Annotated in this window: 27 protein-coding genes, 2 tRNA genes and 1 pseudogene; 9 read left to right on the top strand and 21 right to left on the bottom strand. The window is 69.0% G+C overall.

Annotation, left to right across the window (positions count from 1 at the left end; all coding sequences use genetic code 11):
- Positions 1–60 precede the first annotated feature (60 nt).
- Entirely contained in the window at positions 61–432 is a 372-nt protein-coding gene (locus tag MYSTI_RS43005) for a hypothetical protein (protein WP_015347877.1), read from the top strand.
- 332 nt (positions 433–764) lie between these two features.
- On the opposite strand, the gene MYSTI_RS11285 is transcribed toward MYSTI_RS43005, so the two are convergent.
- The 11 genes from MYSTI_RS11285 to MYSTI_RS11235 all read right to left on the bottom strand — a co-directional run bounded on the left by MYSTI_RS11285 (position 765) and on the right by MYSTI_RS11235 (position 8098).
- Positions 765–838: transfer RNA gene (locus tag MYSTI_RS11285), tRNA-Arg, on the bottom strand.
- A 41-nt stretch (positions 839–879) separates the two neighbouring features.
- Positions 880–953: transfer RNA gene (locus MYSTI_RS11280), tRNA-Pro, on the bottom strand.
- A gap of 70 nt (positions 954–1023) precedes the next feature.
- On the bottom strand, positions 1024–1629 hold the full coding sequence (locus MYSTI_RS11275) for an XTP/dITP diphosphatase (protein WP_015347876.1): 606 nt from the start codon (positions 1627–1629) through the stop codon (positions 1024–1026).
- Positions 1626–2339, bottom strand: a complete 714-nt coding sequence (rph, locus tag MYSTI_RS11270) for a ribonuclease PH (protein ID WP_015347875.1) — start codon at positions 2337–2339, stop codon at positions 1626–1628. The genes MYSTI_RS11275 and rph overlap by 4 nt, the downstream gene beginning before the upstream one ends.
- 77 nt (positions 2340–2416) lie before the next feature.
- Entirely contained in the window at positions 2417–3226 is an 810-nt protein-coding gene (locus tag MYSTI_RS11265; RefSeq protein WP_015347874.1) for an N-acetylmuramoyl-L-alanine amidase family protein, read from the bottom strand.
- Between the two features lie 60 nt (positions 3227–3286).
- Entirely contained in the window at positions 3287–4327 is a 1041-nt protein-coding gene (selD, locus tag MYSTI_RS11260; protein ID WP_256443963.1) for a selenide, water dikinase SelD, read from the bottom strand.
- A 73-nt stretch (positions 4328–4400) separates the two neighbouring features.
- Positions 4401–5336: an FHA domain-containing protein gene (locus MYSTI_RS11255; protein WP_015347872.1), complete on the bottom strand. Its 936-nt coding sequence runs from the start codon at positions 5334–5336 to the stop codon at positions 4401–4403.
- A 5-nt stretch (positions 5337–5341) separates the two neighbouring features.
- Complete coding sequence (locus tag MYSTI_RS11250) at positions 5342–6064, bottom strand: tetratricopeptide repeat protein (RefSeq protein ID WP_015347871.1); 723 nt, start codon at positions 6062–6064, stop codon at positions 5342–5344.
- 42 nt (positions 6065–6106) lie between these two features.
- Positions 6107–6811, bottom strand: a complete 705-nt coding sequence (locus MYSTI_RS11245) for a hypothetical protein (RefSeq protein ID WP_015347870.1) — start codon at positions 6809–6811, stop codon at positions 6107–6109.
- Positions 6808–7584 (bottom strand): outer membrane protein assembly factor BamD, encoded by a 777-nt coding sequence (locus MYSTI_RS11240; RefSeq protein WP_015347869.1) that lies wholly within the window; start codon positions 7582–7584, stop codon positions 6808–6810. The genes MYSTI_RS11245 and MYSTI_RS11240 overlap by 4 nt, the downstream gene beginning before the upstream one ends.
- A 10-nt stretch (positions 7585–7594) precedes the next feature.
- Positions 7595–8098, bottom strand: coding sequence for a regulatory protein RecX (locus MYSTI_RS11235; RefSeq protein WP_015347868.1), 504 nt, complete (start codon positions 8096–8098; stop codon positions 7595–7597).
- 34 nt (positions 8099–8132) lie between these two features.
- On the opposite strand from MYSTI_RS11235, the gene MYSTI_RS11230 reads away from it, so the two are divergent.
- Positions 8133–8870: a hypothetical protein gene (locus MYSTI_RS11230; protein WP_015347867.1), complete on the top strand. Its 738-nt coding sequence runs from the start codon at positions 8133–8135 to the stop codon at positions 8868–8870.
- 406 nt (positions 8871–9276) lie between these two features.
- Here the strand turns inward: MYSTI_RS11230 and MYSTI_RS11225 are convergent, their stop codons facing one another.
- The 4 genes from MYSTI_RS11225 to MYSTI_RS11210 form a co-directional block, all read right to left on the bottom strand.
- The gene (locus MYSTI_RS11225; protein WP_015347866.1) at positions 9277–10650 is read right to left on the bottom strand and encodes a type IV pilus twitching motility protein PilT; all 1374 of its coding nucleotides are present in this window, start codon (positions 10648–10650) and stop codon (positions 9277–9279) included.
- Between the two features lie 139 nt (positions 10651–10789).
- Positions 10790–11191, bottom strand: a complete 402-nt coding sequence (rpsI, locus tag MYSTI_RS11220) for a 30S ribosomal protein S9 (protein ID WP_015347865.1) — start codon at positions 11189–11191, stop codon at positions 10790–10792.
- Between the two features lie 14 nt (positions 11192–11205).
- Positions 11206–11652, bottom strand: coding sequence for a 50S ribosomal protein L13 (gene rplM / locus MYSTI_RS11215; protein ID WP_015347864.1), 447 nt, complete (start codon positions 11650–11652; stop codon positions 11206–11208).
- Between the two features lie 169 nt (positions 11653–11821).
- A complete protein-coding gene (locus MYSTI_RS11210) occupies positions 11822–13888 on the bottom strand; it encodes an ATP-dependent helicase (protein ID WP_015347863.1) in 2067 nt (688 codons plus the stop codon).
- Between the two features lie 34 nt (positions 13889–13922).
- Here MYSTI_RS11210 and MYSTI_RS11205 point away from each other — a divergent pair, with 34 nt between their 5' ends.
- Both MYSTI_RS11205 and MYSTI_RS11200 read left to right on the top strand, forming a co-directional pair.
- The gene (locus tag MYSTI_RS11205) at positions 13923–14486 is read left to right on the top strand and encodes a hypothetical protein (RefSeq protein ID WP_015347862.1); all 564 of its coding nucleotides are present in this window, start codon (positions 13923–13925) and stop codon (positions 14484–14486) included.
- Between the two features lie 29 nt (positions 14487–14515).
- Positions 14516–15013, top strand: a complete 498-nt coding sequence (locus MYSTI_RS11200) for a hypothetical protein (protein ID WP_015347861.1) — start codon at positions 14516–14518, stop codon at positions 15011–15013.
- A 21-nt stretch (positions 15014–15034) separates the two neighbouring features.
- Here MYSTI_RS11200 and MYSTI_RS11195 read toward each other — a convergent pair whose 3' ends face one another.
- Positions 15035–16222 (bottom strand): class I SAM-dependent rRNA methyltransferase, encoded by a 1188-nt coding sequence (locus tag MYSTI_RS11195; protein WP_015347860.1) that lies wholly within the window; start codon positions 16220–16222, stop codon positions 15035–15037.
- A gap of 5 nt (positions 16223–16227) precedes the next feature.
- Positions 16228–17448, bottom strand: coding sequence for a metallopeptidase family protein (locus MYSTI_RS11190; protein WP_015347859.1), 1221 nt, complete (start codon positions 17446–17448; stop codon positions 16228–16230).
- A gap of 110 nt (positions 17449–17558) precedes the next feature.
- Between MYSTI_RS11190 and MYSTI_RS11185 the strand changes: the two genes are divergently transcribed.
- Entirely contained in the window at positions 17559–18140 is a 582-nt protein-coding gene (locus MYSTI_RS11185; RefSeq protein WP_015347858.1) for a Maf family protein, read from the top strand.
- 18 nt (positions 18141–18158) lie between these two features.
- Here the strand turns inward: MYSTI_RS11185 and MYSTI_RS11180 are convergent, their stop codons facing one another.
- Together MYSTI_RS11180 and MYSTI_RS11175 are read right to left on the bottom strand one after the other, a co-directional pair.
- Positions 18159–19121 carry a hypothetical protein gene (locus tag MYSTI_RS11180; protein ID WP_015347857.1) on the bottom strand — a complete coding sequence of 321 codons (963 nt, stop codon included), beginning with the start codon at positions 19119–19121 and terminating at the stop codon, positions 18159–18161.
- A 12-nt stretch (positions 19122–19133) separates the two neighbouring features.
- Positions 19134–20213, bottom strand: a complete 1080-nt coding sequence (locus MYSTI_RS11175; RefSeq protein ID WP_015347856.1) for a zinc ribbon domain-containing protein — start codon at positions 20211–20213, stop codon at positions 19134–19136.
- A 412-nt stretch (positions 20214–20625) separates the two neighbouring features.
- Between MYSTI_RS11175 and MYSTI_RS11170 the strand changes: the two genes are divergently transcribed.
- Positions 20626–20868, top strand: a complete 243-nt coding sequence (locus tag MYSTI_RS11170) for a hypothetical protein (protein WP_015347855.1) — start codon at positions 20626–20628, stop codon at positions 20866–20868.
- 22 nt (positions 20869–20890) lie between these two features.
- On the opposite strand, the gene MYSTI_RS11165 is transcribed toward MYSTI_RS11170, so the two are convergent.
- Both MYSTI_RS11165 and MYSTI_RS11160 read right to left on the bottom strand, forming a co-directional pair.
- Positions 20891–21145: a hypothetical protein gene (locus MYSTI_RS11165; RefSeq protein ID WP_015347854.1), complete on the bottom strand. Its 255-nt coding sequence runs from the start codon at positions 21143–21145 to the stop codon at positions 20891–20893.
- A 152-nt stretch (positions 21146–21297) separates the two neighbouring features.
- The gene (locus MYSTI_RS11160) at positions 21298–22773 is read right to left on the bottom strand and encodes a TolB family protein (RefSeq protein ID WP_015347853.1); all 1476 of its coding nucleotides are present in this window, start codon (positions 22771–22773) and stop codon (positions 21298–21300) included.
- Positions 22774–22892: 119 nt separating this feature from the next.
- Here MYSTI_RS11160 and MYSTI_RS11155 point away from each other — a divergent pair, with 119 nt between their 5' ends.
- The 3 genes and pseudogenes from MYSTI_RS11155 (at position 22893) to MYSTI_RS11145 (ending at position 25771) form a co-directional block, all read left to right on the top strand.
- On the top strand, positions 22893–23690 hold the full coding sequence (locus tag MYSTI_RS11155) for a TatD family hydrolase (RefSeq protein WP_015347852.1): 798 nt from the start codon (positions 22893–22895) through the stop codon (positions 23688–23690).
- A 28-nt stretch (positions 23691–23718) separates the two neighbouring features.
- The gene (locus MYSTI_RS11150) at positions 23719–24612 is read left to right on the top strand and encodes a tRNA threonylcarbamoyladenosine dehydratase (protein ID WP_015347851.1); all 894 of its coding nucleotides are present in this window, start codon (positions 23719–23721) and stop codon (positions 24610–24612) included.
- A 77-nt stretch (positions 24613–24689) separates the two neighbouring features.
- Positions 24690–25771, top strand: a pseudogene (locus MYSTI_RS11145) (IS5 family transposase).
- The last annotated feature ends 63 nt before the right edge of the window (positions 25772–25834 follow it).

Genomic DNA, 25834 nt, shown 5'->3' with positions numbered 1-25834 from the left:
GAAGATACCAAGAGCCCGGTCGCTCATCGCTCGCACAGCACCCCCAAGACGAGGTCCACCATGAAGAGTTTCAATCTGTTGCTGTTGGCCTGCCTCACCGTGCTCGCGGTTGGCTGTGGCGAAGCCCCCACCGAGGTGGCTGACTCGGGCGAGGAGATGAGCACGTCGTCGGAGGAGCTCTCGGCGTGTACCGCCTCCTGCGCGGCGGGGTCGGTCAGCTGCCCGTCGGGAACCACGAACTGCTCCGCGGTGAATGGGCAAGGCGTGACCTGCGATGGAACGTTCTACGCCTGCCCGACGTGCAGCTACTTCAGTTGTGCGAGCCGGGACACGCTGGAATGCGCCATGCCCGGGTACGAGACTCCGTGCTGCAGGGCCAATGGCAGCGTGGGCAAATGCCGCTGCGGCGTGAAGCGCTGGTCCTGTTTCTAGACTTCGGGCTGCCGTAGAAACCCGAAGCGCCCAGCCCTCGCGCGACTCCCCGTGGGAGACAGCACGACGGCAGCAGTCGCGGACAGCCAGCCGGGTGGAACCTCAGCGACAGCGGTGGTTTCCCCGGTGACACCCGCCTCCTGTGAAAGCACCGCCACCGGAGGGGTGTTCTTCAATGCTTGGCGTCCGTGGCAATGACAGGCCCGAATCGGGAGCGGCAGGGGATGATCCGAGGCGCTCGACCGGAATAGGACCGGAAACAACGGGGAGGACACAGCCCCCACCCGGGTGGGCAGGGGCTCTTTCCTGAGCGAGTCCAGTGGGTTGGGCAGCGCCCCAGGCAGGACTCGAACCTGCGACCCCCGGCTTAGAAGGCCGGTGCTCTATCCAGCTGAGCTACTGGAGCTGGTTGGGCCACCCGCTCTGATTCCACTGCTTTACTTCAAGTCGGGGCGAGAGGATTCGAACCTCCGACCCCCTGCGCCCAAGGCAGGTGCGCTACCAGGCTGCGCTACGCCCCGAGAAGTAGAGTCCGGCATTGTTGAACCATCGCGCACGGACGCGCAAGAGCAACGTGCCTGACACCTTCACTCAGTTGCCCTTCCCCAACTCCAACAGCCGGGACTTCATCTTCCGGAAGGCCGCCCCTCGGTGTGAAACCGCCGACTTCTCCTCGGGCGTCAGCTCGGCCATGGAGCGGCCACTGTCCGGAAACATGAAGACAGGGTCATATCCGAAGCCATGCGTGCCCCGAGCCTCGTGCCCGATGCGGCCCTCGCAGCGCCCCTCCTCCACGTGCGTCCGTCCATCAGGCCACACCAGTGCCAACGCGCACCGGAACGACGCCCCGCGCTTCGCCTCCGGAACCCCCGCCAGCTCCACCAGCAGCTTCTCGTAGCGGGCCTTGTCGTCGCCCGGTGCGTACCGCGCGGACAACACTCCAGGCCGCCCATCCAGCGCGTCCACGCACAGCCCCGAGTCATCCGCCAGCGCCGGCAGCCCCGTCGCCCTCGCGTACTCCAGGGCCTTCTTCACGGCGTTCGCCTCGAACGTCTCCCCGTCCTCCTCGGGCTCGGGCACCGGCGGCAGGTCCGCCAGCGACACCACCTCCACCGAGTCCCCCACCAGCGCGCGCAGCTCGCGCAGCTTCCCCTTGTTCGTGGTGGCGAAGAGCAGCTTCGCCTTGCCCGCCGTCATTCCAACACCTTCGCCTGCGCGGCCACGAGCTGCTGGATGGCGGCCAGGCCCCCGTCGAGCATCGCGTCCAGCGTCTTGCGGTCGAACAGCTGGTGCTCCGCCGTCCCCTGCACCTCCACCATCCGCCCATCCCCCGTCGCCACGATGTTCAGGTCGACGTCCGCCTTCGAGTCCTCCTCGTAGTCCAGGTCCACGCGAACCTCGCCGCCCACCACGCCCACGGACACCGCCGCCATCGGCGTCAGCTTGGGCATCTTGCTGATGACGCCCTGCTTCTGGAGCGAGCGCAGCGCGAGCACCAGCGCCACATACGCCCCCGTAATCGACGCCGTGCGCGTCCCGCCGTCCGCCTGCAGCACGTCGCAGTCCAGCGTCAGCGTCCGGGTCCCCAGCGTCGACAGGTCCACCGCCGCGCGGAGCGAACGGCCGATGAGGCGCTGAATCTCCATGGTGCGGCCCGTCTGCTTCCCCTTCGCCGCCTCACGCTGGCTGCGCGAGTGCGTGGCACGCGGAAGCATCCCGTACTCCGCCGTCACCCAGCCGGTGCCCTTGCCCATCAGGTGCGGCGGAACCCGCTCCTCCGTGGAGCAGGTGACAAGCACCTTGGTGTGGCCAAACTCCACCTGCACGGAGCCCTCCGCATAGCGGGACACTCCGGGGGTGAGGACAACGGGACGAAGGTCCAGCACACCACGTTGGAAGGAACGCACGGCGAGCTCCTGAGGGAGAGGAAGAGAGCGGCCCCTCTCTACCAGAGCCTCCCCGCCCGCCGTCACCCGCTATCGACTCACCGGGCCCCGGGGCTCGCCACCTGGGCAGGCCGGGAGGCATCCCTCCGGCGCGACTCACGCAAGAAGGCAAGCACCCCCTCGCTGATGGCCTCGGCCAGCTTCTCCTGGTAGTCGCCTCGCGCCAGCTTCGCCCCCTCCTCGGGATGCGAGATGTAGCCCACCTCGACGAGCACCGCGGGGCACTCCACCCCCGAGAGCACGAAGAATGGCGCCTGCTGAACGCCCCGGTCCGCCGCCTTCGTGCGGGCCACCAGCTTGGGATGAATCGAGTAGGCCAGCCGCGACGAGTCCGCGTGTGCCTCCGTGCGCACCAGGTCCTCGAGAATCAACGCCAGCGTCGAGTCCCCGCGCGCCGCCCGAGCCACCGGCGCCTCCGCGTTCTCCCGGTCCGCCACCGCCAGCGCCGCCTCACCCGAGGCATTCGCCGACAGGAAGTACGTCTCCACCCCTTCCGTCCGCGCGCGCATCTTCGGCGTGGGCATGGAGTTGGCGTGGATGGAGATGAACAGGTCCGCGCCGTGGTCGTTCGTCATCGACACGCGCTCGGTCAGGCTCATCAGCGTGTCCCGCTCGCGCGTCAGGTGCACCTCGCCCCCGGCCGCCTCCAGCTTCGTGCGCAGCCGGTGGGCAATCTGGAGCGCCACCTCCTTCTCGCGCAGCGCTCCGGGCCCCTTGGCGCCTTCCTTCGCGCCCCCGTGGCCCGGGTCGATGACGATGCGCGCGGGCCGCTCGGCGGCCTCCACGCGAGCGGGGAGCAGCCAGAGACACGCCACCAGGGCCAGGAGCGGACGGAGGGACAGCGTCATGCCGGGGCGGAATGGTAGCGGAGCCCCACCCCGCGCGCGAAATCCCCGCCCGTCCTGCCCTCAGCCGATGATGTCGATGCCGGGCCGGCCCGCCTGGACTTCACCGATGAGCGCGGCGTCCACGCCCACCTTCTCCAGGGCCTTGAGCGCCTTGAGCGCGTCCCGTGCGGGCACGCTGGCCAGGAGGCCTCCGTTGGTCTGCGCGTCCGCGAGCACCCACTGAATCGCCTCGGGAAGCCCCTTCGGGAAGCGGACCTTCTTCTTCACGTGCTCCAGGTTCGACTTCGTCCCACCCGGCACCACGCCCGCCTCGGCCAGCCCGGGCACGTCCGCGATGAGCGGGATGCGCTCCAGGTCCACCGCGGCCCGCGTCTTCGCGCCCGTCATCATCTCCAGCAGGTGGCCCAACAGGCCGTAACCCGTCACGTCCGTCAGCGCGTTCACCTTGAACTTGCCGGACGCGAAGACCTCGCCCGAGGCGCGGTTGAGCGTGGACATCAACGCGATGACCCGCTTCGAGAGCTGCTTCGACGCCACGCCCCGCTTGATGGCCGTGGTCGCGATGCCCGTGCCCAGGGGCTTCGTCAGGAGCAGCACGTCCCCGGGCTTCGCCCCCGCGTTGGTGAGCACCTTCTTCGGGTCCACCACGCCCGTGACGGCCAGGCCGTACTTGGGCTCGGGGTCTCGGATGCTGTGGCCCCCGAGGATGGAGATGCCCGCCTCGTCCACCTTCGACTGGCCGCCAGCGAGAATCTTCGACAGCACGGACATGGGCAGGCTGTCCGGGAAGCCCACCAGGTTGAGCGCGAACAGCGGCTTGGCCCCCATCGCGTAGATGTCCGACAGCGCGTTCGCCGCGGCGATGGCGCCGAACTGGAACGGGTCGTCCACCACGGGCGGGAAGAAGTCCACCGTCTCCACCACGGCCAGGCCGGGCGTGAGACGGTAGACCGCCGCGTCGTCATTCGTGTTGAAGCCCACCAGGGCCTGAGGGCCTCGGGAGGACTTCAGTCCCCCCAGGATCTTCTGCAGGTCCCCTGCCCGAAGCTTCGCCGCGCAACCCGCGCAGTGACTCAGCTCGGTGAGGCGCAGTCGCTTCACCGACTTCGCGTCCGCCACGGCGTGTTCCCCTTCTTCCGGGCCCGCCCGGAATGGGGCAGGCCATGTGTCCGACTCAGGCGATGCGCACGTACTCGCGCTTGAGCAGCTGCACCAGGCCCTCGGCGGTGACGATGTCGTCCGCGTCCGCGCGGTCCAACACCCCCGCCAGGCTGCCCTGGTTGATGACCAGCTGGAGCACGTCCAGCAGCTCCGGCGTCAGCTCCTTGAGCGAAGGCGCCAGCGGAACGGACAGCTGGAGCGCGGCCTCGGGCGGCGGGAGGCTGGGCTGCAGGCGCTTGAACTCGTCGAGCTGCCGGAGCGCGTCCATCAGCAGCGCCTCCGTCGACGAGTCCAGCTCCACCATGAACTCCTGGCTGTCGGCTGGACGCAGCTCGAAGTCACCCGACTCCCAGGTGATGATGCGGTTGAAGCTCTTCTGCGGACCCAGGTTGTGGTTCTCGTTGATGACCGCGTAGTACACACGGCCCTGGCGCAGGTAGATCTTCCCCTCTTGAGCGCTGGTGACCACCAGCACGCCGTTCTTCTTGGAGGTGTGGAAGAGCTGGAGCAGGTCCGGGAGGGGAATCTCCTCGATCTTCCCCGTCATGGAGCTGCCCTTGGTGGTGGTCCGCGCGGCCTGGGCGGCGGCGGCCTCCTCCAGCTTCTGCTTGGCCACGCTCTCATCCACGTTGGCGCCTTCAGCACCCTGGTGCACCAGCTTCAGGATGGAGGTGCCGATGAGGATGCGGTCGCCTTCCTTCAGGCGCGCCTGCTTCACCTTCTCGCCGTTGACGAAGGTGCCGTTCGTGGAGCCCATGTCCTCGATGGTGATCTTCCCGTCGGAGAAGCTGATCTTCGCGTGCTTGCGCGAGACCATGTCCTCCACGAGCACCATGTCCAGCTCACTGGAACGGCCAATGACGATGTGCTTCTCCGCCTTCAGGGGGAACTCGCCCCCCTGGTACTTCCCGGAGATGAACTTCAGGGCATAGCTCTTCGAGATATCCATGGTCATCAACCCGCCTGCTCCACCTTGCCGGGGTCCTTCACCAGGTTGAGATACATCTGAGCGCTCTTGTTGTCAGGGCTGCGCGCCAGCACGTCTTCCCACACCTGCACCGCCTCCACCCTGCGTCCCGCGGAGTACAGCGCCACGCCGTACTGGATACGGCCTGGGATGAAAGACGGGTTCTGCGCGATGACCTGTTCGTACTCGGTGATGGCCGCCGCGTTGTCGCCCGCGTCGCGCAGGGCGTTGCCCAGCTTGAGCCGGATGTCCACGAACTGCGGACACAGGCCCAGCGCGCGCCGGTACTCCTCGATGGCCTTCTGCCAGGCACCGCTGGAGGCGTAGACGTCGCCAATCTCGCCGTACATGTTGGCGATCTTCTTCTCGACATAGGGGTCCAGTTCACCTGGGCCCGTCTTCTGCCGGGAGAGGGCGGCCTGGTAGACCTCCTTCGCCTCGGCGTACTTCCCCATGTCGTTGTAGATGACCGCCAGGTTCAGCGCCGCTTCGGTGTACGCCGGATTCAGGTTCAACGCGGACTCGAACGCCCGCTGCGCCCGGGCGAACTGGCCCTGGTCGTGGTAGATGATGCCGAGCATGTTGAACACGTCCGCGAACGTCGGATTCTGCTCGACGATCTTCGCGAGGTACTGCTCGGCCTGGGCGTACTGCTTCTTCTCGAAGTAGCCGCGCCCGAGGGTCAGTAGCTGCTTGAGGGGCTCTTCCATGACTCGGCCCGTCCTCGGGCCCTGCCTCCGACGCGGGGTAGCCTACATGAGGCCGGGCGAAAACAAGAATTCATCACCGTGAAGCGTGAGCGACAGCGACCGCTGGCCCCGGGTGTCCACCGGCCTCGACGGGAGGGAGCCCTGGAGCCGCCAGTGCTCCGTGACCTGCGCTTCCTCCCGCTCCAACCGGATGTACCACGCCTCCGCGCGATAGACGCGGTCTCGCATCATCTTCAGTTCTTCCCACTCGGGTCCCGCCACTCCCGGATTTCCAGGCGGCACCAGGTGAGCCAGGGCCTCCGCGTCGGCGGACTCGAGCGCTCGGCGCCGAGCCTCCAGCGCCCGGACCACCGCCACCAGCCGGGGGGACTCGGTGCGCTCCGGCACCCACTCCCCGCTCTTGGAGACGTAGGGCGAGCGCTCCACGCCCGCGGTCCCCACCTGGGTGGCGCCCAGCGCTCCGGTGAAGTCGAGCGTCGAGTGGGCCACGGCCCGCTTCCCGCCGGGCTCCACCGTCACGGTGATGCGCGCGAAGTGGTGCTCCTGGGCGGTCAGCGGCACGGACACGCCGGGGATGCTCAGGGAAAGCCCGTAGGACTCGGTCCGCTTGAGCGCGGTGATGACCTCGACCTCGGGCCCCGTGGCGAAGCCGAGGAGCCTGGGGACGAGCAACGCACAGGCGGCGAGCACCGCCAGGCCGGCGATGACCAGCCCGCCCAGGCGGCTCCACTCCTCCGTCGTCCTCACGTGCCCAGCATGCGCTGGGCCTTCTCCGCCGCGGGAGTCCCCGGCAGGCGGCGCAGCACCTGGCGCAGGGTGTCCTGCGCGCGCTTCTGGTCATTGAGCTTCACGTAGGCGTCGTGAAGGTCGAAGAGGACTTCTTCCTCGTAGCTCGTGCCCGGGTACTTCGAGAGGACGGCCTCCAGTCGCTGGGCCACGGCCTTCCAGCGCCCGCGCTTCTGGTAGAAGCGGGCCACGTAGAGCTCGTGCTCGGCGAGGCGGCGGCGCGCGTCGGCGGCGTGCTGCTTGGCCTCCGGGACGTACTGCGACTCCGGGTACTCGCGGAGGAACTCCTCCATCGTGGACAGGGCGGAGCGGATCTCCACCTGGTCCTTCTCCTCAGAGGGAGGCAGCGCGAAGAACTCCGACGGGTAGTCCTCCACGTGGGTGAGCGCGGAGCGGTACGCGGCGTAGTCCACCTTGGGGTGCGTGGGGTGGAGCTTGATGAAGGACTGGTACTGGTCCCGGGCCTCGGGGAAGGCCTCGCGGGCGAAGTCCACGTCGGCCAGCTTCAGCTCCGCCTCGCGCGCGGCCTCCTGGTAGGGGAACTTCGCGCGGACGTACTCGAAGTACTTCTGGGCCTTGAGGAAGTCCTTGTTCTCCAGGGCCTGGCTGCCCAGGACGAGGTTCTCCTCGGCGGTGAGGGCGTAGTCGGGCTCGCCCCCTTGTGAGCCGGACAGGGCGGCACAGCCCGAGGTGAGCAACAGGAGGGTGGTCAGGAAGGCGACGGCGGAACGCATCGGCGCCACGCTATTCGTCCGGCCCCGAGGGGTCCAGCGAAGCTTCACCCAGCAGCTGATGGATGACGTCCTCGGAGAATCCGCGGCCCGACAGGAGCCTCGCGGCCCGGGCCCACGACTTCCCGTCGAGGGGCCGAGCCGACAGCCCCCGCTTCTCCAGCACCCCTCGCGCGGCGGCCAGGGCGTCGAACTCCACCGCCCCGCTGGCGGACTCGAGGGCAGACCGGGCTTCGTCTTCGGACAGGCCGTGGGCCTCCAGTCGCTGGAGGACGGCGCTGGGGCCCTTGCCTCCCCTCAGCAAGGCGGAGGCGCGCTCGTGGCCGAAGCGGGCATCGTCGAGATAGCCCCAGCCTTCGAGCCGGGCCAGGGCCTGTTCTCGGACGGTGGGGACGAAGCCCTTCTTCGCCAGGGCCTCCAGGAGTTCCTGGCGGGTGCGGGCACGGGCGGCCAGCAGCTTGAGCCCGGCATCCGTGGCGCGCTGGACGGCCTCTGGCCCCTCATCCTCCGAGAGCATGGCGGGATACCTAGCATGTGGTAACAGGCCCCGCATGCATCCAGTCCTCGCCCGCTTCCTTGCAGCCGATGTCGCGAAGGAGACGCTCCGCAAGCAACAGGCGGGCGGCTCGCTCACCCCCGAGGAGATGGCCTTCGCCGAGGCGGCCAAGGCCCATCCGCGCCAGGCCTCCATCCTGATGGACGTGGGGGGCCGCGCGCTGTCCTCCGACGCCCAGGCCGCCGTCGTGCTGCTGGCGGCGCATGCGTCCGTGCGCGCGATGCAGGAGGACGCGGAGCTGAGCGAGCGCGCGCGCAAGGCCCGCGAGGCGCTTGCCGAGGAAGGCGCGAGCGAGGAGGAGACGGACGCGTTCATCGCCTCCATCCTCCTGGAGGAGGCGTTCGGCTATGAGCAGGACGTCGACACGTTCGACCGCGAATACGTGATGGAGTCGCTGGGTGAGGTGCCCGCGCTGGCGGCGCTCACGAAGGAGGCGGTGGATGCGCTCTTCCTCGGCTTCGTGAAGGGCGCGGCGGACGACGCGGAGCGCAAGGTGCGCGAGACCATGGCGCGGGCCCTGTTCGACATCGCGTGGGCGGAGGGCCCCGCGCCCATCAACCCCGAGCACATCGAGGCGCTGCTGGACGCGGAGGTCGCCGACAAGCCGGAGGAGGAGCAGGAGGCCAAGGTGCACGCCACCGCGCACCTGCTCCAGGCCCTGGCGCGAGAGGGGCTGATGGGACCGCTGCGCCTGTCCCGCCTGCGCGCCATGCTGGGCGAGGAAGACGCGTAGCGCCGAGGAAAGGCCCGCGGGGCGAGGGCCCCGGGCTTCGCTTGGGAGGCGCTCTCGGAAGTGCGCCCAGCGCCCTTGGTTGTATGCGGCACGGGGCCAGGAGCCGGGGCGGGCTGCTTCGCGGGCCGGGCCTCCGAAGGTGCACCTCCCATGTGCGGCGAAGGGCTTCAAGCCAGTTCGGCCTGCTTCGCGGGCCGGGCCCTCGAAGGTGCCCCCATCACCGATTCATCGGATTCGGCGAAGGGCTTCAAGCCAGTTCGGCCTGCTTCGCGGGCCGGCCCCCTCGAGGGTGCACGCATTGCCGCTCACCCGGTGCGTCGAAGGGCCTCAAGCCAGCGCGGCCTTAGTGCCCCACTGCCCGCGCGTGGGCTCACGGTCCTCATGAGACCCACGCGTCGTCGGACGCTCAGAAGCGTTCGATCTGGAAGTCGTCATCCCCACCCGCCGCTGGAGCAGGCGCGGGGGCAGGCGCCGGACGTGCGGCGGGAGCGGGCGTCGCAGGCCGCGTGGGCGGAGCCGGGGTCGACGGGCGTGCGGCGGCCGGGGCTGGTGCCCCCGGAGGACGCGCGGCCTGAGGCGCGGGCGCGGGGGGCGCGGGCGGAGGCGCCGCTCCCACGGGCGCTCCCTTCTGCGCGAACGCGGCCGAGCCCGGAATCGGACGGGCCTCGCCGGGCTTCGCGTCGAAGTTGTCCCACTTCGAGTCCGACGTCCCACTGATGCCGGAGAAGCGCAGCGCGAAGTCGTCCGGGTTCGACGCCTGACGATGGGCCTCCTCGTACGTCACCAACCCCTGCCGCACCAGACTCATCAGCGACTGGTCGAAGGTCTGCATCCCGTACGAGTCGGTGCCCTGCGCGATGGCGTCGTGGATCTCCTTCGTGCGGTCCTTGTCCTCGATGAGCTCGCGCACGCGGGCCGTGACCCGCAGCACCTCCACCGCGGCCACGCGGCCCTTTCCATCCGCGCGCGGCACCAGGCGCTGACTCACCACGCCCTTGAGCACGCTCGCCAACTGGATGCGCACCTGCTTCTGCTGGTGCGGAGGGAAGGCGGACACGATGCGGTTCACCGTCTCCGTCGCGTCCAACGTGTGCAACGTGGACATCACGAGGTGGCCCGTCTCCGCGGCGTGCAGCGCCGTTTCGATGGTCTCGTGATCTCTCATTTCGCCCACGAGGATGACGTCCGGGTCCTGCCGCAACGCGCTCTTCAGCGCCTGCGCGAAGCTCATCGTGTCCACACCGACTTCGCGCTGGTTCACGATGGAGCGCTTGTCGCGAATGAGGAACTCGATGGGGTCCTCGATCGTCATGATGTGGCTGGTCTCGTTGGAGTTGATGTAGTCGATCATCGCCGCCAACGTCGTGGACTTGCCCGAGCCCGTCGTCCCCGTCACCAGGATGAGCCCGCGCTCCTCTCCGCAAATCTTCGCGAGAATCTGCGGCAGCAGCAGGTCCTGGATGGTCATCACCTTGAACGGGATGACACGCAGCACCGCGCCCACCGTGCCGCGCTGCTGGAAGACGTTCACACGGAAGCGACCCAGGCCCGGAACTCCGTAGGCCAGGTCCACCTCGTTGCTCGCCTTGAACTTCTCCTTCTGGAACTCGTTCATGATGCCGAAGGACATGCGAGCCACCTCCTCCGGCGGGAGGCGACGGCCATCCTTCAACGGCACCAACGAGCCATCCACCCGGAACATGGGCGGCAGACCAGCCTTCAGATGAATGTCGGAAGCACCGCCGCGAAGGGCGATCTGGAGGATCTCATTGAGTTCCATGGGCCTCCGAATCGTAGCAGACGCCCGCGCGGCGATGCGACCCGCGCATTCCGGTGAGTCCCCGGAAACACCACGGCGGAGACCCTCGTGAGAGAGCCTCCGCCGCGGAGGAACAACCTGAGCAACCAACCCGCAGGGGTTAGCGCTTGGAGAACTGGAACCGGCGACGCGCGCCCGGCTGACCGTACTTCTTGCGCTCGACCGCGCGAGCATCGCGGGTCAGGAAGCCGGCCTTCTTCAGCGCGGGACGGAACTCCGGGTTGAAGGCGCACAGCGCACGGGCGATGCCGTGGCGGATGGCGCCGGCCTGGCCGGAGAGACCGCCGCCGCGAACGTTCACGGTGACGTCCAGCTTCCCCTTCTGCTCCAGAATCTCGAGGGGCTGGTTGAGCACCATCTTGGAGGTCTCACGACCGAAGTAGTCGTTGATCTCGCGACCGTTGATGATGACCTGACCGGTGCCGGGACGCACCCAGACGCGGGCGGTGGCCTCCTTGCGGCGGCCGGTGGCGTAGAAACCAAGCTCTTGATGGATGGGCATGGTCGTTGTCTCCCTTACGCCTCAACCGAGAACGCAGCCGGCTGCTGGGCGGCGTGGGGGTGGGTATCACCCGCGTAGACCTTCAGCTTCGTCATCATCTGGCGACCCAGCGCGTTGCGCGGCAGCATGCGACGCACGGCGTTGATGATGATGTCCTCGGGGTGCCGCTGGCGCAGCTTCTCGAGGTTGGTGATCTTCAGGGCGCCCGGGAAACCCGCTCGCGGGTGCCGGTAGTACATCTTGTCCTGCTCCTTCGTCCCCGTCACCTTCACCTTGTCGGCGTTGATGACGATGACGTGGTCGCCCGTATCGATGGACGGCGTGTACATGGCCTTGTGCTTGCCCTTGAGCAAGGTGGCAATCTGACTCGCCGCGCGGCCCAGCACCTTGTCGGACACGTCGATGACGTGCCACTGGCGCTTGATGTCCCCAGCCTTCGCGCTGTAGGTCTTCTGCGACATTTCGTGCACTCCAAACTTCTCGCGGTCGCCAGGTGCATGCCGGGGACCGCATCTCGTGCCAAACGGACCACAGGTCCTCCGCCGTATCGCGCAGAGGCCCGGAAAGGCCGACCCTCCTAGCGGGCATGGAGGATCAAGTCAAGGTTGGTGAGAGCCCTCCCACCCCAACCTACCTCCCAGGCACGCCCCCTCCCCCGGGGGCAGCCCCAGGGGTCGGCTTCTTGAAGCGCTCCTTCAGGTTGGCGAAGAAGTTCTTCTCCTCCTTGGTCGGCTCGCCCTGACGCGGTGCATCCATGGCGATGACCTCGGAGACCTCGGCGGGGAGGTCCTCCAGGAAACGGGAGGGCGTCCTGGGGACTTCCTTGCCGCGCTTCACGCGGGTGACGGCGCGGGTGAGGTAGAGCAGTTCCTTCGCGCGGGTGATGCCCACGTAGCAGAGGCGGCGCTCCTCCTCGAGGTTCTGCGCCTCGCCCTGCATGCCCCCGTGGGGCATCAGGTCCTCCTCCATGCCGATGAAGAAGACCAGCCGGTACTCCAAGCCCTTGGAGGAGTGGATGGTCATCAGGGTGACGCGGCCCTTGGCGCCGGGGACTTCCTCCTCGTCCTCCTGGCGGTTGTCCAGGCTCAGCCGGTTCAGATAGGTGAGGAGGCTGGCCTTGGGGCCCTCGCGCTTCTCGAAGCGCTCGAGCGAGTCCAGCACGCCGTCCACGCTCTTGAGCTTCTTGTCCGCGCTGGTGGCGCTGGTGGCATGCGCGCGCGTGGCGTCCCGGAAGCCAATCTCCTCCAGGAGCTTGCGCGTCACGGTGGCCAGCTGCCCCTGCTCGTAGGCGGCGCGGTAGCGCTCGATGAGCTCCACGAACTCGCGCACCTTCTCGCCCGCGCCGGGGGGCAGGTCGTCGAACTCCGTCGCCCGGCGCATCACCGTCCACAGCGTGACGCCCTCGGCGCGCGAGTGCCCGTGCAGCCGCTCCACCGTCACGTCACCAATCCCGCGCGACGGGACGTTGATGATGCGCATGAGCGAGATTTCATCCAGCCGGTTCACGATGACCTTGAAGTACGCGATGACGTCCTTCACTTCGCGCCGGTCGAAGAACTCGCTGCCGCCCACCACCTCGTAGCCGATGTTCTTCTCGCGCAGCATCTCCTCGATGGGGTGCGCCTGGCCGTTGGTCCGGTAGAGCACCGCGATGTCATCCGCGGGCACCCCCAGCGACATGTGCTTCTGGATTTCGTGGGCGACGAAGCGGGCCTCCTCCTCGTCGTTGGGGCAGGCGACGACCTTCACCTTGGGACCGCCCTTGCGGTCGGTCCACATCTGCTTGGCCTTGCGCTCGGGGTTCTTCGCGATGACGGCGTTGGCCGCGTCCAGCACCATCTGCACGGAGCGGTAGTTCTGCTCCAGGCGCACTTCCTTCCCGCCCGGGAAGAAGTCGTCGAAGTTGAGGATGTTGCGCACCTCCGCGCCGCGCCACGAGTAGATGCACTGGTCGTCGTCCCCCACCGCGCACACGTTGCGCGACTGGCCCGCCATCAGCTTGAGCAGCTCCAGCTGGGCGAGGTTGGTGTCCTGGAACTCGTCCACCAGCAGGTAACGGAAGCGGTGCGTGTACTTGAGGTACAGGTCCGAGTGCTCACGCAGCAGGCGCGAGGGCAGGAGCAGCAGGTCGTCGAAGTCCACCGAGCCCTGCGCCTTCAGCGCGAGCTGGTAGTCCGGGTAGACCATGTGGGTGATGAGGTCGTAGTCGTCGCCAATCCCCTCCGGCTTGGGCTCCGGCGCGGCGCCGGAGTTCTTCGCCTTGGAGATGAGCGTGAGCACCTTGCGCGCGTCGAAGGCGCGGTCGTCGATGCGGTGCTCGCGCATGGCGCGGCGGATGATGGCCAGTTGGTCACCCATGTCCGCGATGGCGAACTTCTTGGGCCACCCCAGCCGGTGGATGTCCTCGCGGAGCATCTCCGCGCCAAAGGCGTGGAAGGTGCACACCAGCACGCCCTGTGCCCGAGGCCCGGCCATGTGGACCAGGCGCTCCTTCATCTCCGAGGCCGCCTTGTTGGTGAAGGTCACCGCCAGGATGTTGCGAGCCAGGATGTGGTCTGGCCGCTCGTTGAGCAGGTGGACGATGCGGTGGGTGATGACGCGGGTCTTCCCGCTGCCAGCGCCCGCGAGGACCAGCAGGGGCCCTTGGAGGGTGACCACGGCCTCGCGCTGAGGAGGGTTGAGCTTCGAGAGGTCCATTGCGCGCGGGCCGGGGATACCTTTTGATTCGGCCGTGCGCGACAACTTTCTCCTCCGCCTCGCCGCCGCCCTGCTCGCGCTCGCCCCGGGTGTCGGATGTTTGAACCGGGATGCCGCCTCCCCGGAGGTGGAGACCTCCGTCCCCGCCGCCAGCGCGCCTTGCGTCTACTTCAAGTCGCTGGCCCCGTTCCTGCCAGAGGCCCTGGAGGGCTTCACGGTGGCCCGCACCCAGGGCTCCACCGGCAAGTACGGCGAGGTGTCCGTCTCCGAAGCCGAGCGCCTGTTCACCCGAGGTGAGGGGCGAGAGGTCAAGGTGCGCATCGTGGACACCACGATGGGCGGGAAGATTGGCCAGGCCATCCGCGACGCGGCGGAGCGAGCCAAGGAGAAAGCACCCAGCGACCCGACGGCGCCCATCCATTGGCAGGATGCCGTGGGCTTCGTGAGGTACGACGCGGAAGAGGCGCTGGCGGAAGCCAACCTCCTGGTGGGGGAGCGCTTCGTGGTGGCCATCACCAGCCGAGGCTTCCCCGGTACGGTGGAGGTGCGGCGGGTGGCGCGAGGAATCGACCTGGCCGGGTTGGCCAAGCTTCAGTGAGCCCCGAACGAGGGCAAGGAGTGTCCCGGGTGGCGAAGGAGAAAGGTACGCGAGCCGAGGCAGTGGACCCGCTCGCGGAGGAGAAGGTGGCTCGCGAGCTGGTGGCCTCGCTCGGCAAGCGGGAGTTCCTGGAGCAGCTCCAGCGACTCACCAAGAGCTACGCGTCGGACCCGGGCAACCCCGGCTCCTATGCGTGCGAGGGCTGTCAGCGCTGCGCCAACTGCATGTTCTGCAAGGAGTGCGACAGCTGCTTCCAATGCACCCACTGCACCCGGTGCGAGCTGTGCAACAACTGCTCGCACTGCGTGGACTGCAAGAGCTGTCATGCGTGCGCCTACTGCGTGCAGAGCGAGAACTGCACGACGAGCGCCTACCTGGTGCTGTCGCGCAACCTCCAGGACTGCAACTACTGCTTCGGCTGCGTGGGGCTGGCGAAGAAGGACTTCCACATCCTCAACGTCCCCTTCTCCCGGACCGAGTACTTCAAGGTGGTGGGCAAGCTGCGCAAGGAGCTGGGCCTGCCCTGATGTCTCCCCTGCCCGTGCGCGCTACAGGGCGCGCACGTAGAGGGCCTTGAGGTACTCCGTCTCCAGCAGCCCCCCCAGGACGGGGTGGTCCAGCCCCGCGCCCCGGCGCTCCAGGATCTGCACCGGGCGCTTCGCGTCCATGGCCGCGGCGAGCACCATCTCCTCGAAGCCCGCGCGGTCCAGCTTGCCCGAGCACGAGCAGGTGACGAGCAGGCCGTTGGGCTTCAAGCAGCGGAAGGCGCGCAGGTTGAGCTCGTGGTAGGCGCGCAGCGCGGTGGCCAGGCCCTCGCGGCGCTTGGCCAGGCCCGGCGGGTCCAGCACGATGGTGTCGAAGCGCCGGCCCTCCGTGTCGAAGCGGCGCAGCACGTCGAACGCATTCGCGTGCTCCACGCGGACGTTGTCCCGGCCGTTGACGCGGGCATTCTCCTGGGCGCGCGCGGCGGCCTTCTCGTCCTGCTCCACCGCCACCACCGAGGTGCTGTTGCGCGACAGGGCCAGCGCGAAGCCTCCGTGGTAGCTGAAGAGGTCCAGCGACTCGCCTCGCGCCAGCTCTCCGGCGCGCAGGTGGTTGTCCACCTGGTCCAGGAAGGCGCCCGTCTTCATGTCTCCCAGCAGGTCCACGGTGAAGCGGTTCTCCCCCTCGTGGTAGGTGAAGCGCGCGTCGCCCTGGCCGTGCAGGAAGCGGGACTCTCGCGGCAGGCCCTCGAAGTCGCGGCCGGAGGCGTCGTCGCGGCAGACCACGTGCGTGGCGCCGGTGAGCTCCACCAGCACCTTCGCGAGCGACTCCTTGCGCGCGTCCATGCCCTCGGAGAGCGTCTGGAGGGTGAGGCCGGAGCCGTAGCGGTCCACGAAGAGGCCGGGCAGCAGGTCCGCCTCCCCGTGCACCAGGCGCAGGCCATCCCGGTGGGACAGCATCGACCGGCGGGCGAGCGCGGCCTCCAGGCGGCGGCGGAAGAAGGCGTCGTTGACGGGCTCCTCGGCGGGGCCCTTGCGCGTCAGCAGGCGCAGGGCCAGCGGGGAGCGCCTGGCGTAGAGGGCCTGGCCAATGGGGTTGCCTTGCGAGTCCACCACCAGCACCACCGCTCCAGCGCCCTTCACGTCGGGCGGAGCGGCGAGCTCGGTGCGGTACAGCCAGGGGTTGCCTTGGCGCAGCGACTTCGCGCCCTTCGGCGTGGTGCGTGCCACCGGAAGGGCTGCTGGGGGGGCCATGTGCGTCACTCCAGGCCGCGCGCGGCCAGTTCCTCGTCGTCCTCCCCGCGCAGATGCCCGATTTCGTGCAGCAATGTCACGCGAATCTGCTCATTCAGCTCGGCGGGCGTGCGAACCGCCCTCGCCAGGTTGCGCCGGTAGAGCACCACCGAGCGGCAGGGCGACTCGGAGCCGTCGCACGGCGCCCCCAGGGGCGGGCCCCGGAAGAGCCCCAGGATGGTGGGTGACAGGGGCGGCTGGTTGGCCAGCAGGTCCTCCTCCGCGGGCAGCTCCTCCGCGGAGACGGGGACCCCCTCCAGGTCTCCCCGCATGTCCGCGGGCAGTTCGGCCACGGCGCGGGCCACGTCCTGGCGGAAGGCGTCCTCGGTCGGCATGGGCGGCGAGGGGAAGTCCTCGGGCGCGAGGCCGCGGGCCTTGTCGAAGTGGGCCTGCGCCTGCTTCCACTTGCCCTCGCGCTCCAGGAGGAGCCCCAGGTGCTGGTGCGCGTGCGCGGCCCGCTCCGGGTCGTTGATGAGGCCCTGGAAGGCGGTCTTCGCCTCGGAGAAGCGGCAGAGTTCGAAGAGCGCCAGGGCCCGCTCGTAGAGGGCCTCGCGGCTGGCGGGGTCCCTGGCGAGGACGATGGCGGCTCGGGCCAGGGCCTCTTCCGCCTGGCCCAGGTCGTTGAAGGCCATGGCCGCCACCAGCGCCAGATGCGGGATGAGCTCCGGCGGCGTTCCAGGTTGCGACAGGCCGCGCTCGGCGTAGAGCGTGCCCAGCTCGTCGCGCTCACGCGTGGAGGGCAGCTGCACCGCGTACAGGTGCGCGGCCCCCAGGAGCGCATCCGAGTCGCCAGGGTCGATGGCCAGCGCCCTCGAGAAGGCGAGCTGCGCCTCGGCCTCGCGCCCCAGGGCGGCGAGCGCGACACCTCGCTCGGCGTGGGCCGCGGCGAGGTCCGGCTCCTGGGCCGCGGCTTGCGCCGCGCAGGAGAGGGCCTCCTCGAAGCGGCCCCCGTCGTAGTAGCTCCGGGCGGCGTCCAGGGGGGAGCTCCCCTTCGCCCGGCACACCGCGAGCGGCTTCACCGGCTTCGCCGCGCCCTCCCCCACCTCCACGGGCGCCGCGTTGGCGGCTGGAGCTCGCACGACGGAGGACACCTCGGGCAGTCCGGCGTCTCCCGTCGTGGGGGCCGGCGTGCTCCGCTTGCAGGCGGTGAGAATGAGGAAAAGGGCGAGCAGACCACGCCGCGACATGGGGCGTCAGGCTACGGCATCCCCTCGTGGCCGGGAAGCGGGGACATGCACGCCCGCTGAGCGGGCAACATCGCCCTCGCCCTTCCTGGTGCATTAGGCTGGGTGCCGCGATGAGAGACTTGATTCTGGCGTCCACCTCCAGTGCCCGCCGCGCGCTCATGGACGGACTGGGCCTGCCCTACCGCACCCAATCCCCCGGCGTGGATGAGCAGGTGTCCTCCCTTCACTCCGCGAAGGAAGCCGTGCGGGAGCTGGCCGAGCGGAAGGCTCGCGCGGTGCATGCGCGCAACCCGGAGGCGTGGGTGCTCGGCGCCGACCAGCTCGTGGAGGTGCATGGACAGACACTCACCAAGCCCGAGGACCGGAGCGCCGCTCGCGCCCAGCTGACCCGGCTGCTCGGGCAGACGCATGACATCCACACCGGGGTCTGCCTGATGGGCCCTGGAGGCCAGCTCTTCGAGGGCCTGGAGACCGCTCGCCTCACGTTCCATGCCGTGACGCCCGAGGAGCTGGAGCGCTACCTGGACCTGAACGAGTGGGAAGGCTGCTGCGGCAGCTACCGCGTGGAAGGCGCCGGACAGGCGCTGCTGGCGCGGCTGGAGGGAGACCGCTCCAACGTGCAGGGTCTCCCCATGGTGATGGTGGTGCGACTGCTGCGGCAGGCGGGCTTCACCTTCTTCGAGCGCCGGTAGCGCCCGCCCCGCCGGGCGTCAGCCCGCGGTGGACAGCTCCGCGAGAATCTCCTGGTACGCGGCGCGGGCCTTGTCCGACTGGTCCGCCTTGAAGCTGGCCGCCGCGACCACCGGGTGGCCTCCCCCGCCGAAGCGGCCGGCAATCGCGGACAAGTCATGCTGGCGCAGCTCCGGCTTCCACGGGTTGGAGCCCAGCGACACCTTCGCGCGCGACGCGCCCTTCCCCACCCACAGCGTGTAGCGCGCGTCCGGATAGAGCGCGTACGCGATGAACTTGTTGAGGCTGTCCACCCCTTCGTCCACCAGGTCGAAGAAGACGACGCCTCGCTCGTAGCGGGCCTTCGCGCGCACCAGCTCGATGTTCCCTTGATGACGCGCGAGCAGCGGTGCCAAGGGATTGGCAATGAGCGGCGAGGCGGCGATGTCCGCGAGCGACTCCGTCTGCATGCGACGGATGACCTCGGGGATGAGCGCCGAGTCCTTCGTCGCCTCCAGCACCGTCATGATGCGCAGCGCGGGCTCCTCCAGCGCCACCGCCATCCGAGGCGAGGGGAACAGCGCCCCGTCGATGATTTCCGCCCAGTGGATGAGGTCCGCCAGGGGCGCCGAGTCCCAGCCGAAGCGCTCACGCGCCACGTCCGCCAGGTACTTCGTGCAGCTCTTGCGGTGCGCATCGTGGAACTTGCGCCCGCTCGAGTCCGCGCGGAAGTGCGCCTCGTCCCCCGGCTGCTGGAACGCGGAGGCATGGTGGTCGAACCACCACGTCAGCCGCGCATCCTGGCTGTAGCGGAAGTCGACGATGGCGTTCTCCTCGCCCGTGAAGACCGCCGGGTCGATGCCCTCCGCGCCGGGCTTGTGGTTCAGCCCCTGATACCGGAAGGCCGCGTCGGCACGGACGCGCTCCCGGTAGAAGCGGGAGAACACCGCGGCGCTCGCGGCACCGTCGAAGCAGTTGTCGTGGAACAGGACCTGGACGTTCATGGCGGCGCCCCTTTACTGCAACACGAGCCCCTCGCCCACCGCCGCGAAGGCCGCCGAGCCCTGAGCGTCTCCCGCCTGAACATCCGCCGCCCCGGCCGCCACCACCGCCAGCCCCACCAGTCGGCCATCCGCCAGCAGTCCACACCCCAGCGTGCCTCGCGCTCCGCTCGACGTGCTCAGCCCATGGAACTGCGTCCGGCTCCCCAGCGCCGCGGGCACGACGGGCCGGCTCGCGTCCAACCCCGGGCTTCCCCCCATCGCACGCAACAATTCCTGACACCCCGTCGCGAGCGTCACGCCCGAGCCGCGCTCCACCCACAACATCCCGTAGCGCCCTCGCGCCGAGTCACCGAACCCCACGGCGCTCCCGCCCACCGTCGCCGGGGGCAGCACCATGTGCGTCGCGAGCTGCTCGCGCGTCAGCCGCTCCCACCCCACCGGCAGCTCCAGCCGATACCCCAGCTCACTGCCCACCAGCAGCTGCCGCACGCCCCCTCCAGACGTCAGCGCGCCAGGCATCGCGAGCAAGAGGCCCGACACCAGCGCCAGGCACAAGCCCAACCCCATGCTCAGGTAGCGCCGCACCACGCCCGGCTCGCCCATCACCAGCGACAGCGCCACCAGGCCCAACAGCCCATACGCCACATGCACCGGCGCCGTCGGCGAGGCCCGGGCCAGCCACAGCGTCATCCCCAGCTGCACCACCAGGCCCGCCTGCGCGATGCCCTTCACGGGGCCTCGGTTCAGCACCAGCACCAGCGCGAGCACCAGGTCCAACGCCACCAGCCCATACGTCCACGACGGGTCCTGGAGCGAGCCCACCACGCCTCCCGCCCGCAGGAACCACGCGAGCGCCCCCGCCCCCAACACCGCCGCCACCGGCCCGGGATGCGCCGACACGGCGCTGGTGACCAGGTCACCGCCAAACACCGTCGCGTCGTCGTCCACCGCGTCGCCCAACCGGTCCAGCCGCGTGCGGCCCACCTTCTTGTACGTGGGGAGATGGTCGAACGGGTCGCCACATGCGGGACAGGCCGCGGCGCCCCGGGGAATGGGGCTGTGTCCGCAGCTCGGACAAAGTGTTTGAGGCATGTCACGGCGTATACCGCACCGCCCACACTCCCCTCACACCCCGGCATGACGACGGCGTCAGTCCGCACCCTCGACTGCCAAATTTTCGCCCTCGAGGGCGGGGCTCACCAGACCCCCGAGTCGCACGAGACCGAGAGGACTCTCATGTCTCGCTGCTTCTCATCGACTTTGGACTCTTGAACGAAACGTCGAGATTGCAGGGCTGGATGAACGAAAAAACTCGACAGAACGAGGAATCGTTTCCGGGTCCTGACGTTGGGCAAGAAGACGCGAACGCAGAACCCCGCCTCATGACAGGGAAAACCCGTAGTGCACGTTACCTGTTGGATGGGCGTCCCACTGGCACCTCGTCTGCATATGTCAGACCCCAGGTGTACTCACCCGCATGGAGACCGCGCGGTGGGAGGAACACATGGCCAAGAGGACGACACGCAAGAGCGTCACGGTTCGACGGCAGGGCCGCCGGGTGATGCCCGCGCTCCGCCGGACAGCTCAGCGGGCCCGCGTGGCCGCGGAGCGGGCCCAGCTCACCGTGGGGGAAATCATCGCCGCGGCCTTCGACACGGCCGGCGGGGAGCTGGGTGAGGCGCTGGAGTTGATGACCTCGCCCCAGATGACCCGCGCGCTGGGCCGCCGCATCGTCGTGGAGGGCTGAACTCCAGCGCGGGACAGGCTCGCTACTCTCCCGCCATGAGCACGCCCGTGGTGTAGCGCTGCTGGGTGGGCTCACCCGCGAGCGCCCGGGCGAAGTCCTCGGCGTTGTTCGGGTGCACCAGGAAGGTGCCCGCCCGCGTCTCCAGGCGCACAGGCTCCGCGTCCGGGTGCGGGTCAGCGGCCGCGCCGCCGCCGCTCCCCGAGTCCACCGGCGTCGCCGGCACGGTGGCACAACCCACGAACAGCAGGGCTCCCAGCAACATCGACTGACGCTTCATCCTCGGCCTCCGGGCAGGGGCCCGAAGCCGGGCCAGGGGCCCTCCCTATTCCTGGAGCCCTTGGAGCCGCAAGGCCCACCGCGTCGCGCACGGAGGATGGAAGGCCCGCGCCCCGGACAGGCCGTGGGGCGCGGACCTCTCGAGACACTCCGCTACCGAGGCTGCCAGCGCGGCCGGTGGTCGTCGCTGTCACCCGTCTGGAGCGTGAAGCCCGCCTTCGGATGGACGACGGGGGCGTTCACCAGGGTGCCCGCGGCGGGGTCCAGCTGCTGAATCTGGAGCTGCCCGCCCTTGATGAACGCGATGTAGCGGCCATCCGGCGAGAACGACGGGAGCGTGCCGTCATCCGCGATCCGCACCTCGTCCCCCGACGCGGTGCCGTCCGCCGGGTTGATGCGCTTGAGGAAGATGACGTTGCCAGGGCGCGACTGGCAGGGCGACACCAGCGAGCCGCACAGCACCGGCTTCCCGGACGTCGGCTTGAAGTAGTACGCGCGCACGTACGCGGCCCAGCTCCCATCCGGCGCCCAGGTGGGCGCGGCGATGAACGACTTCACGTCGCCCCCCGTGGAGGACTCCGTCGTCACATCCGCGACGAGCTGCGGCTGTCCGCCGCCCGTCACGTCGATGTTGTACAGGCGGAACAGCGACGTGGGGAGGCTCTCCCCCTCGAACGTCTCCAACTCGCCCGCGGGGTTGGCCAGGTACAGCAGTTGCTCATTGGCGCGGTTGTAGTGCGGCTGCTCGGAGCTCTTGTCCGCGTTGGCCACGGGGGTCGGCGAGCCGCCCGGCTTCACCGTCAACAGCCCCTCCTCCGTCACGTTGTACGCGAGCGTCGAGCCGTCTCGAGACCAGTCCGGGAAGGCCCCCGTCGTGGTGACCTGCGCCACGCTCGCGCCCGGCGCCACCGTGGAGATGCCCGAGCGCTGGCTGGCGTTCTGCCGCACATACGCGATGGCCGCACCCGGCTCCCACTCCGTGGAGCGGAAGCTCTCCGTGTCCCCGGAGCCACCGTCCGCGACCACCACCGACTGCCCGGCCACGAGCGGGACGTCCCGCACCGTGAGCTCGCCCGCCACCTTCTTGCCCGACGAGTCGACGGCGCCCTGCACGAACGAGACGTGCGTGCCGCCCGGAGACCACCGCGGATAACGGCTGTCCGCGCTCCCCTCCGTCAGCGAGGTGATTCCCGGCGTGTCGAAGCGCATCACCAGCGCCTTCGACGTGCCACCATCATCGCGCCCCGTCACCGCGACCCACATCGCCTGGCAGGTCGAGGGAGCCCCCTCGCAGCGCAGCGACGACGTGCAGTCCGCGGAGGTGGTGCAGGCCTCGCCCTTCCCGCCCGTGCCCTGTCCACCACCATCCACTCCCGCATCCGGCTCCCCGGCGTCCGGCACGCCCGCGTCTGGAACCCCCGCGTCCGCCTCGCCCGCGTCGGGCTCCAGCGGAAGCTCCACGATGGGACGCTGCTCACATTTCTCGTCCGAGTTGCAGAACCACTCCTGCCCCTCCGCCGGGTCCCCCTTCTCGCGCCGGCAATCGAACTGGTCGACGCACTCGTCACTGCACCCCGTCGAGAGCATCAACAACACGCACCCCAACACGCCAACGACTCGCTTCTTCATAATGCCCCTCCAAAATGCATGTGGGGTATAGGCTCGCGCGGAATGACTGGGATGGTTCCCCGGGGAGGGGTTCCTCATGCGTGTCCCTGATTGAACGGCGACCCTCCAGGGCGTGATGAATGATCGACACCCATTGCCATCTCGATGCGACACGTTTCGACACTGACCGGAACCACGTGCTGGAGCGCGCGTGGGCCGCGGGCCTGCAAGGCATCGTCATCCCCGGCGTGGGCCCTCATGACTGGGAGCCGCTGCTCGAGCTGAACCGCCAGGACGCTCGCCTCCAGGTGGGCCTGGGCATCCATCCGCAGATGCTTCCGCAGATGCCCGCGGACCAGGACGACGCGGCGCTGGAGCTGCTCGACGCGCTGCTGTCGAAGGGCGGCGCGACCTCGGTGGGCGAGTGTGGCCTGGACGGTCCCTCGCTTCCGGGGGCGCCCCTGGAGCGGCAACTGTCCGTGCTGCGACGCCACCTCGCCCTCGCGCGCAAGCACCAGCTCCCCGTGTTGATGCATTGTCACCGACTCCATCCCGCGCTCATCGACCTGCTCAAGCAGGAGGAGCTGCCGGAAGCAGGCGCGCTCATGCACAGCTACAGCGGCGGCGTGGAGCTGGCGCGCTTCTATCTCCAGAAGGGCTGCCACTTCTCCTTCGCGGGCCCGGTGACGTGGGCGGAGGCGCGCAAGCCCCTGGACGCGCTGCGCGCCATTCCGCTGGAGCGGCTGATGGCGGAGACGGACGCACCCGACCAGGCCCCCACCCCCCACCGGGGCGGGCGCTCCGAGCCGGCCTACCTGCCCCACATCCTGGAGGGAATGGCGCGCGTGCGAGGAGAGCCCGCCGACGAGGTCGCCCACCGGACGACCGAGAACGCCCGCCGCTTCTTCCGGGAAGGTTTCCCCCGCGCTTCGCGGTAGGCAAGCGGTCGCGTTATAGAGGACCTCCATGAATCCGCAGCCCCCACCGCCCGCCCCTTCCGAGACAGAGACTCCGCCCGCCCCGGCGGCCGCCGGCACCGACGCCAACGGCTCGCTCGCCCGGCCCTTCAAGCTGTCCCGGCGCTTCGACCGCACGGGCCGCCTGCTGGGTGACACGGCCATGGAGCGGCTGGCCAACGCGCGCGTGGTGGTGTTCGGCCAGGGCGGCGTGGGCAGCTATGCGACGGAGGGCCTGGTGCGCAGCGGCATCGGCCACCTGACGCTGGTGGACCATGACGACGTCTGCGTCACCAACACCAACCGCCAGCTCCACGCGACGGTGAAGGGCGTGGGCAAGTCCAAGGCGGAGCTGATGGCGCAGCGCTGCCGCGAAATCAATCCGATGGCGCGCATCGAAGCCGTGCGCGAGTTCTACCGCGAGGAGGTCGCCGAGCAGATGCTCCAGCCCGGCCAGTACGACTTCGTCGTCGACGCCATCGACAACGTGAAGGCGAAGCTGCACCTGCTGCACCGCTGCGTGTCGCTGGGCATCCCCGTGGTCAGCTCCATGGGCGCCGCCGCGCGGCTGGACCCCACGGCCATTCGCGTGGAGGACCTGTCCGAGACGCACATGGACCCGTTCGCCAAGGACATCCGCAAGCTGCTCAAGCGCAAGTACGGCGTGGAGACGGACCGGCACACGGGCATCACCGCCGTGTACTCCATCGAAGCGCGGCGGATGCCGGTGGCCCTCAACTACGACGACGCCACCGACGGCTTCCTCTGCGTGTGCCCGCAGGACAACGACTTCCACACGTGTGACCACCGCACGCAGATCGACGGCAGCGTGTCCTTCGTCACCTCGTGCTTCGGGATGAACGCGGCCGGCGTCGTGATTCGCCGGCTGGCCTCCACGCGCTAGCAGGGTGTTGAGAAACCCCTCCGAGGGATCGACCCCCCGCACTGTGACGTGGTGTCCTCCGCGCATCGGAGGCAGCGATGCGCGGACGGCCCAAGCAGCAGACGACGCTGTTCAGCTTGAGGACGCCGGGAGACCGAGTCCCGGCGGCCCATCCGCTGCGCAGGGTGAAGGACATGGCGGACGCCGCGCTGGCGGCGCTCTCGCCGACGTTTGATGCGATGTACAGCGACACCGGCCGGCCGAGCATCCCGCCGGAGCAGTTGCTGAAGTCCTGCTTGCTCATGGCGTTCTACTCGGTGAGAAGCGAGCGGCTCTTCTGCGAGCAGCTCGACTACAACCTCCTCTTCCGGTGGTTCCTCGACATGGGGATGGAGGACGCCTCCTTCGACCACAGCACCTTCTCGCAGAACCGGGACCGGCTCCTGGAGCACGACGTCGCCCGGAGATTCTTCCTGGCGGTGATGAGTCAGGCGCAAAGCGCGGGGCTGACCAGCAGCGAGCACTTCAGCGTGGATGGCAGCCTGATTGAGGCCTGGGCATCCCTGAAGTCGTTCCGCCCGAAGGACGAGAAGAAGGAGCCGCCCGACGACAAGGGCAACCCGACGGTGAACTTCCACGGGCAGAAGAGGGGCAACGCGACGCACGCCTCGACAACGGACCCGGAGGCAACGCTTGCGCGCAAGGGCAACGGCAAGGAGGCGCGGCTGGCCTACAGCCTCAATGGCGTCATGGAGAATCGCAACGGGCTGCTCGTGGACCTCGCGGTGATGCCGGCGAATGGCTTCGCCGAGCGCGACGCGGCGGTGATGATGCTCGAGGGGCTGAAGTCCCGAAACGCGCGCGCTCGGTGGGGGCGGACAAGGGCTACGACACGGCGGACTTCGTCGCGGACTGCCGGCGCATGGGAGTGACGCCTCACATTGCGCAGACGACGGATACTCGACGGCGCTCGGCCATCGACAGGCGAACGACGAGGCCTGCCGGATACGCCCTCAGCCAGCGGATACGGAAACGAATCGAAGAAGTCTGGGGCTGGATGAAGACGGTGGGCGGCTTCCGTAAGACGCGCTTCAAAGGCAGGGAGCGGACGGAACTGGCGGCCTACCTGGTAGGCGCCGCGTACAACCTGGTGCGGATGGCGCGGCTGGTTGCCGCATAATAGGCGCCCTTCGCCCTCCGCCTCGCTTGGATGACAAGGTTGAGAACGAAGGGCACGGAGAGG

The sequence above is a fragment of the Myxococcus stipitatus DSM 14675 genome (assembly GCF_000331735.1).
GTDB lineage: Bacteria > Myxococcota > Myxococcia > Myxococcales > Myxococcaceae > Myxococcus > Myxococcus stipitatus.
The sequence above is the reverse complement of the archived record's forward strand: the minus strand, read 5'-3'. Positions and strand labels throughout refer to the sequence as shown.

Bases quoted from the DNA above. Each gene is read 5' to 3' on its own strand.
- MYSTI_RS43005 (WP_015347877.1), top strand. From the start codon at position 61: ATGAAGAGTTTCAATCTGTTGCTGTTGGCCTGCCTCACCGTGCTCGCG.
- MYSTI_RS11275 (WP_015347876.1), bottom strand. From the start codon at position 1,629: ATGACGGCGGGCAAGGCGAAGCTGCTCTTCGCCACCACGAACAAGGGG.
- MYSTI_RS11265 (WP_015347874.1), bottom strand. From the start codon at position 3,226: ATGACGCTGTCCCTCCGTCCGCTCCTGGCCCTGGTGGCGTGTCTCTGG.
- MYSTI_RS11255 (WP_015347872.1), bottom strand. From the start codon at position 5,336: ATGGATATCTCGAAGAGCTATGCCCTGAAGTTCATCTCCGGGAAGTAC.
- MYSTI_RS11250 (WP_015347871.1), bottom strand. From the start codon at position 6,064: ATGGAAGAGCCCCTCAAGCAGCTACTGACCCTCGGGCGCGGCTACTTC.
- MYSTI_RS11240 (WP_015347869.1), bottom strand. From the start codon at position 7,584: ATGCGTTCCGCCGTCGCCTTCCTGACCACCCTCCTGTTGCTCACCTCG.
- MYSTI_RS11235 (WP_015347868.1), bottom strand. From the start codon at position 8,098: ATGCTCTCGGAGGATGAGGGGCCAGAGGCCGTCCAGCGCGCCACGGAT.
- MYSTI_RS11230 (WP_015347867.1), top strand. From the start codon at position 8,133: ATGCATCCAGTCCTCGCCCGCTTCCTTGCAGCCGATGTCGCGAAGGAG.
- MYSTI_RS11225 (WP_015347866.1), bottom strand. From the start codon at position 10,650: ATGGAACTCAATGAGATCCTCCAGATCGCCCTTCGCGGCGGTGCTTCC.
- rpsI (WP_015347865.1), bottom strand. From the start codon at position 11,191: ATGCCCATCCATCAAGAGCTTGGTTTCTACGCCACCGGCCGCCGCAAG.
- rplM (WP_015347864.1), bottom strand. From the start codon at position 11,652: ATGTCGCAGAAGACCTACAGCGCGAAGGCTGGGGACATCAAGCGCCAG.
- MYSTI_RS11210 (WP_015347863.1), bottom strand. From the start codon at position 13,888: ATGGACCTCTCGAAGCTCAACCCTCCTCAGCGCGAGGCCGTGGTCACC.
- MYSTI_RS11195 (WP_015347860.1), bottom strand. From the start codon at position 16,222: ATGGCCCCCCCAGCAGCCCTTCCGGTGGCACGCACCACGCCGAAGGGC.
- MYSTI_RS11190 (WP_015347859.1), bottom strand. From the start codon at position 17,448: ATGTCGCGGCGTGGTCTGCTCGCCCTTTTCCTCATTCTCACCGCCTGC.
- MYSTI_RS11185 (WP_015347858.1), top strand. From the start codon at position 17,559: ATGAGAGACTTGATTCTGGCGTCCACCTCCAGTGCCCGCCGCGCGCTC.
- MYSTI_RS11180 (WP_015347857.1), bottom strand. From the start codon at position 19,121: ATGAACGTCCAGGTCCTGTTCCACGACAACTGCTTCGACGGTGCCGCG.
- MYSTI_RS11175 (WP_015347856.1), bottom strand. From the start codon at position 20,213: ATGCCTCAAACACTTTGTCCGAGCTGCGGACACAGCCCCATTCCCCGG.
- MYSTI_RS11170 (WP_015347855.1), top strand. From the start codon at position 20,626: ATGGCCAAGAGGACGACACGCAAGAGCGTCACGGTTCGACGGCAGGGC.
- MYSTI_RS11165 (WP_015347854.1), bottom strand. From the start codon at position 21,145: ATGAAGCGTCAGTCGATGTTGCTGGGAGCCCTGCTGTTCGTGGGTTGT.
- MYSTI_RS11160 (WP_015347853.1), bottom strand. From the start codon at position 22,773: ATGAAGAAGCGAGTCGTTGGCGTGTTGGGGTGCGTGTTGTTGATGCTC.
- MYSTI_RS11155 (WP_015347852.1), top strand. From the start codon at position 22,893: ATGATCGACACCCATTGCCATCTCGATGCGACACGTTTCGACACTGAC.
- MYSTI_RS11150 (WP_015347851.1), top strand. From the start codon at position 23,719: ATGAATCCGCAGCCCCCACCGCCCGCCCCTTCCGAGACAGAGACTCCG.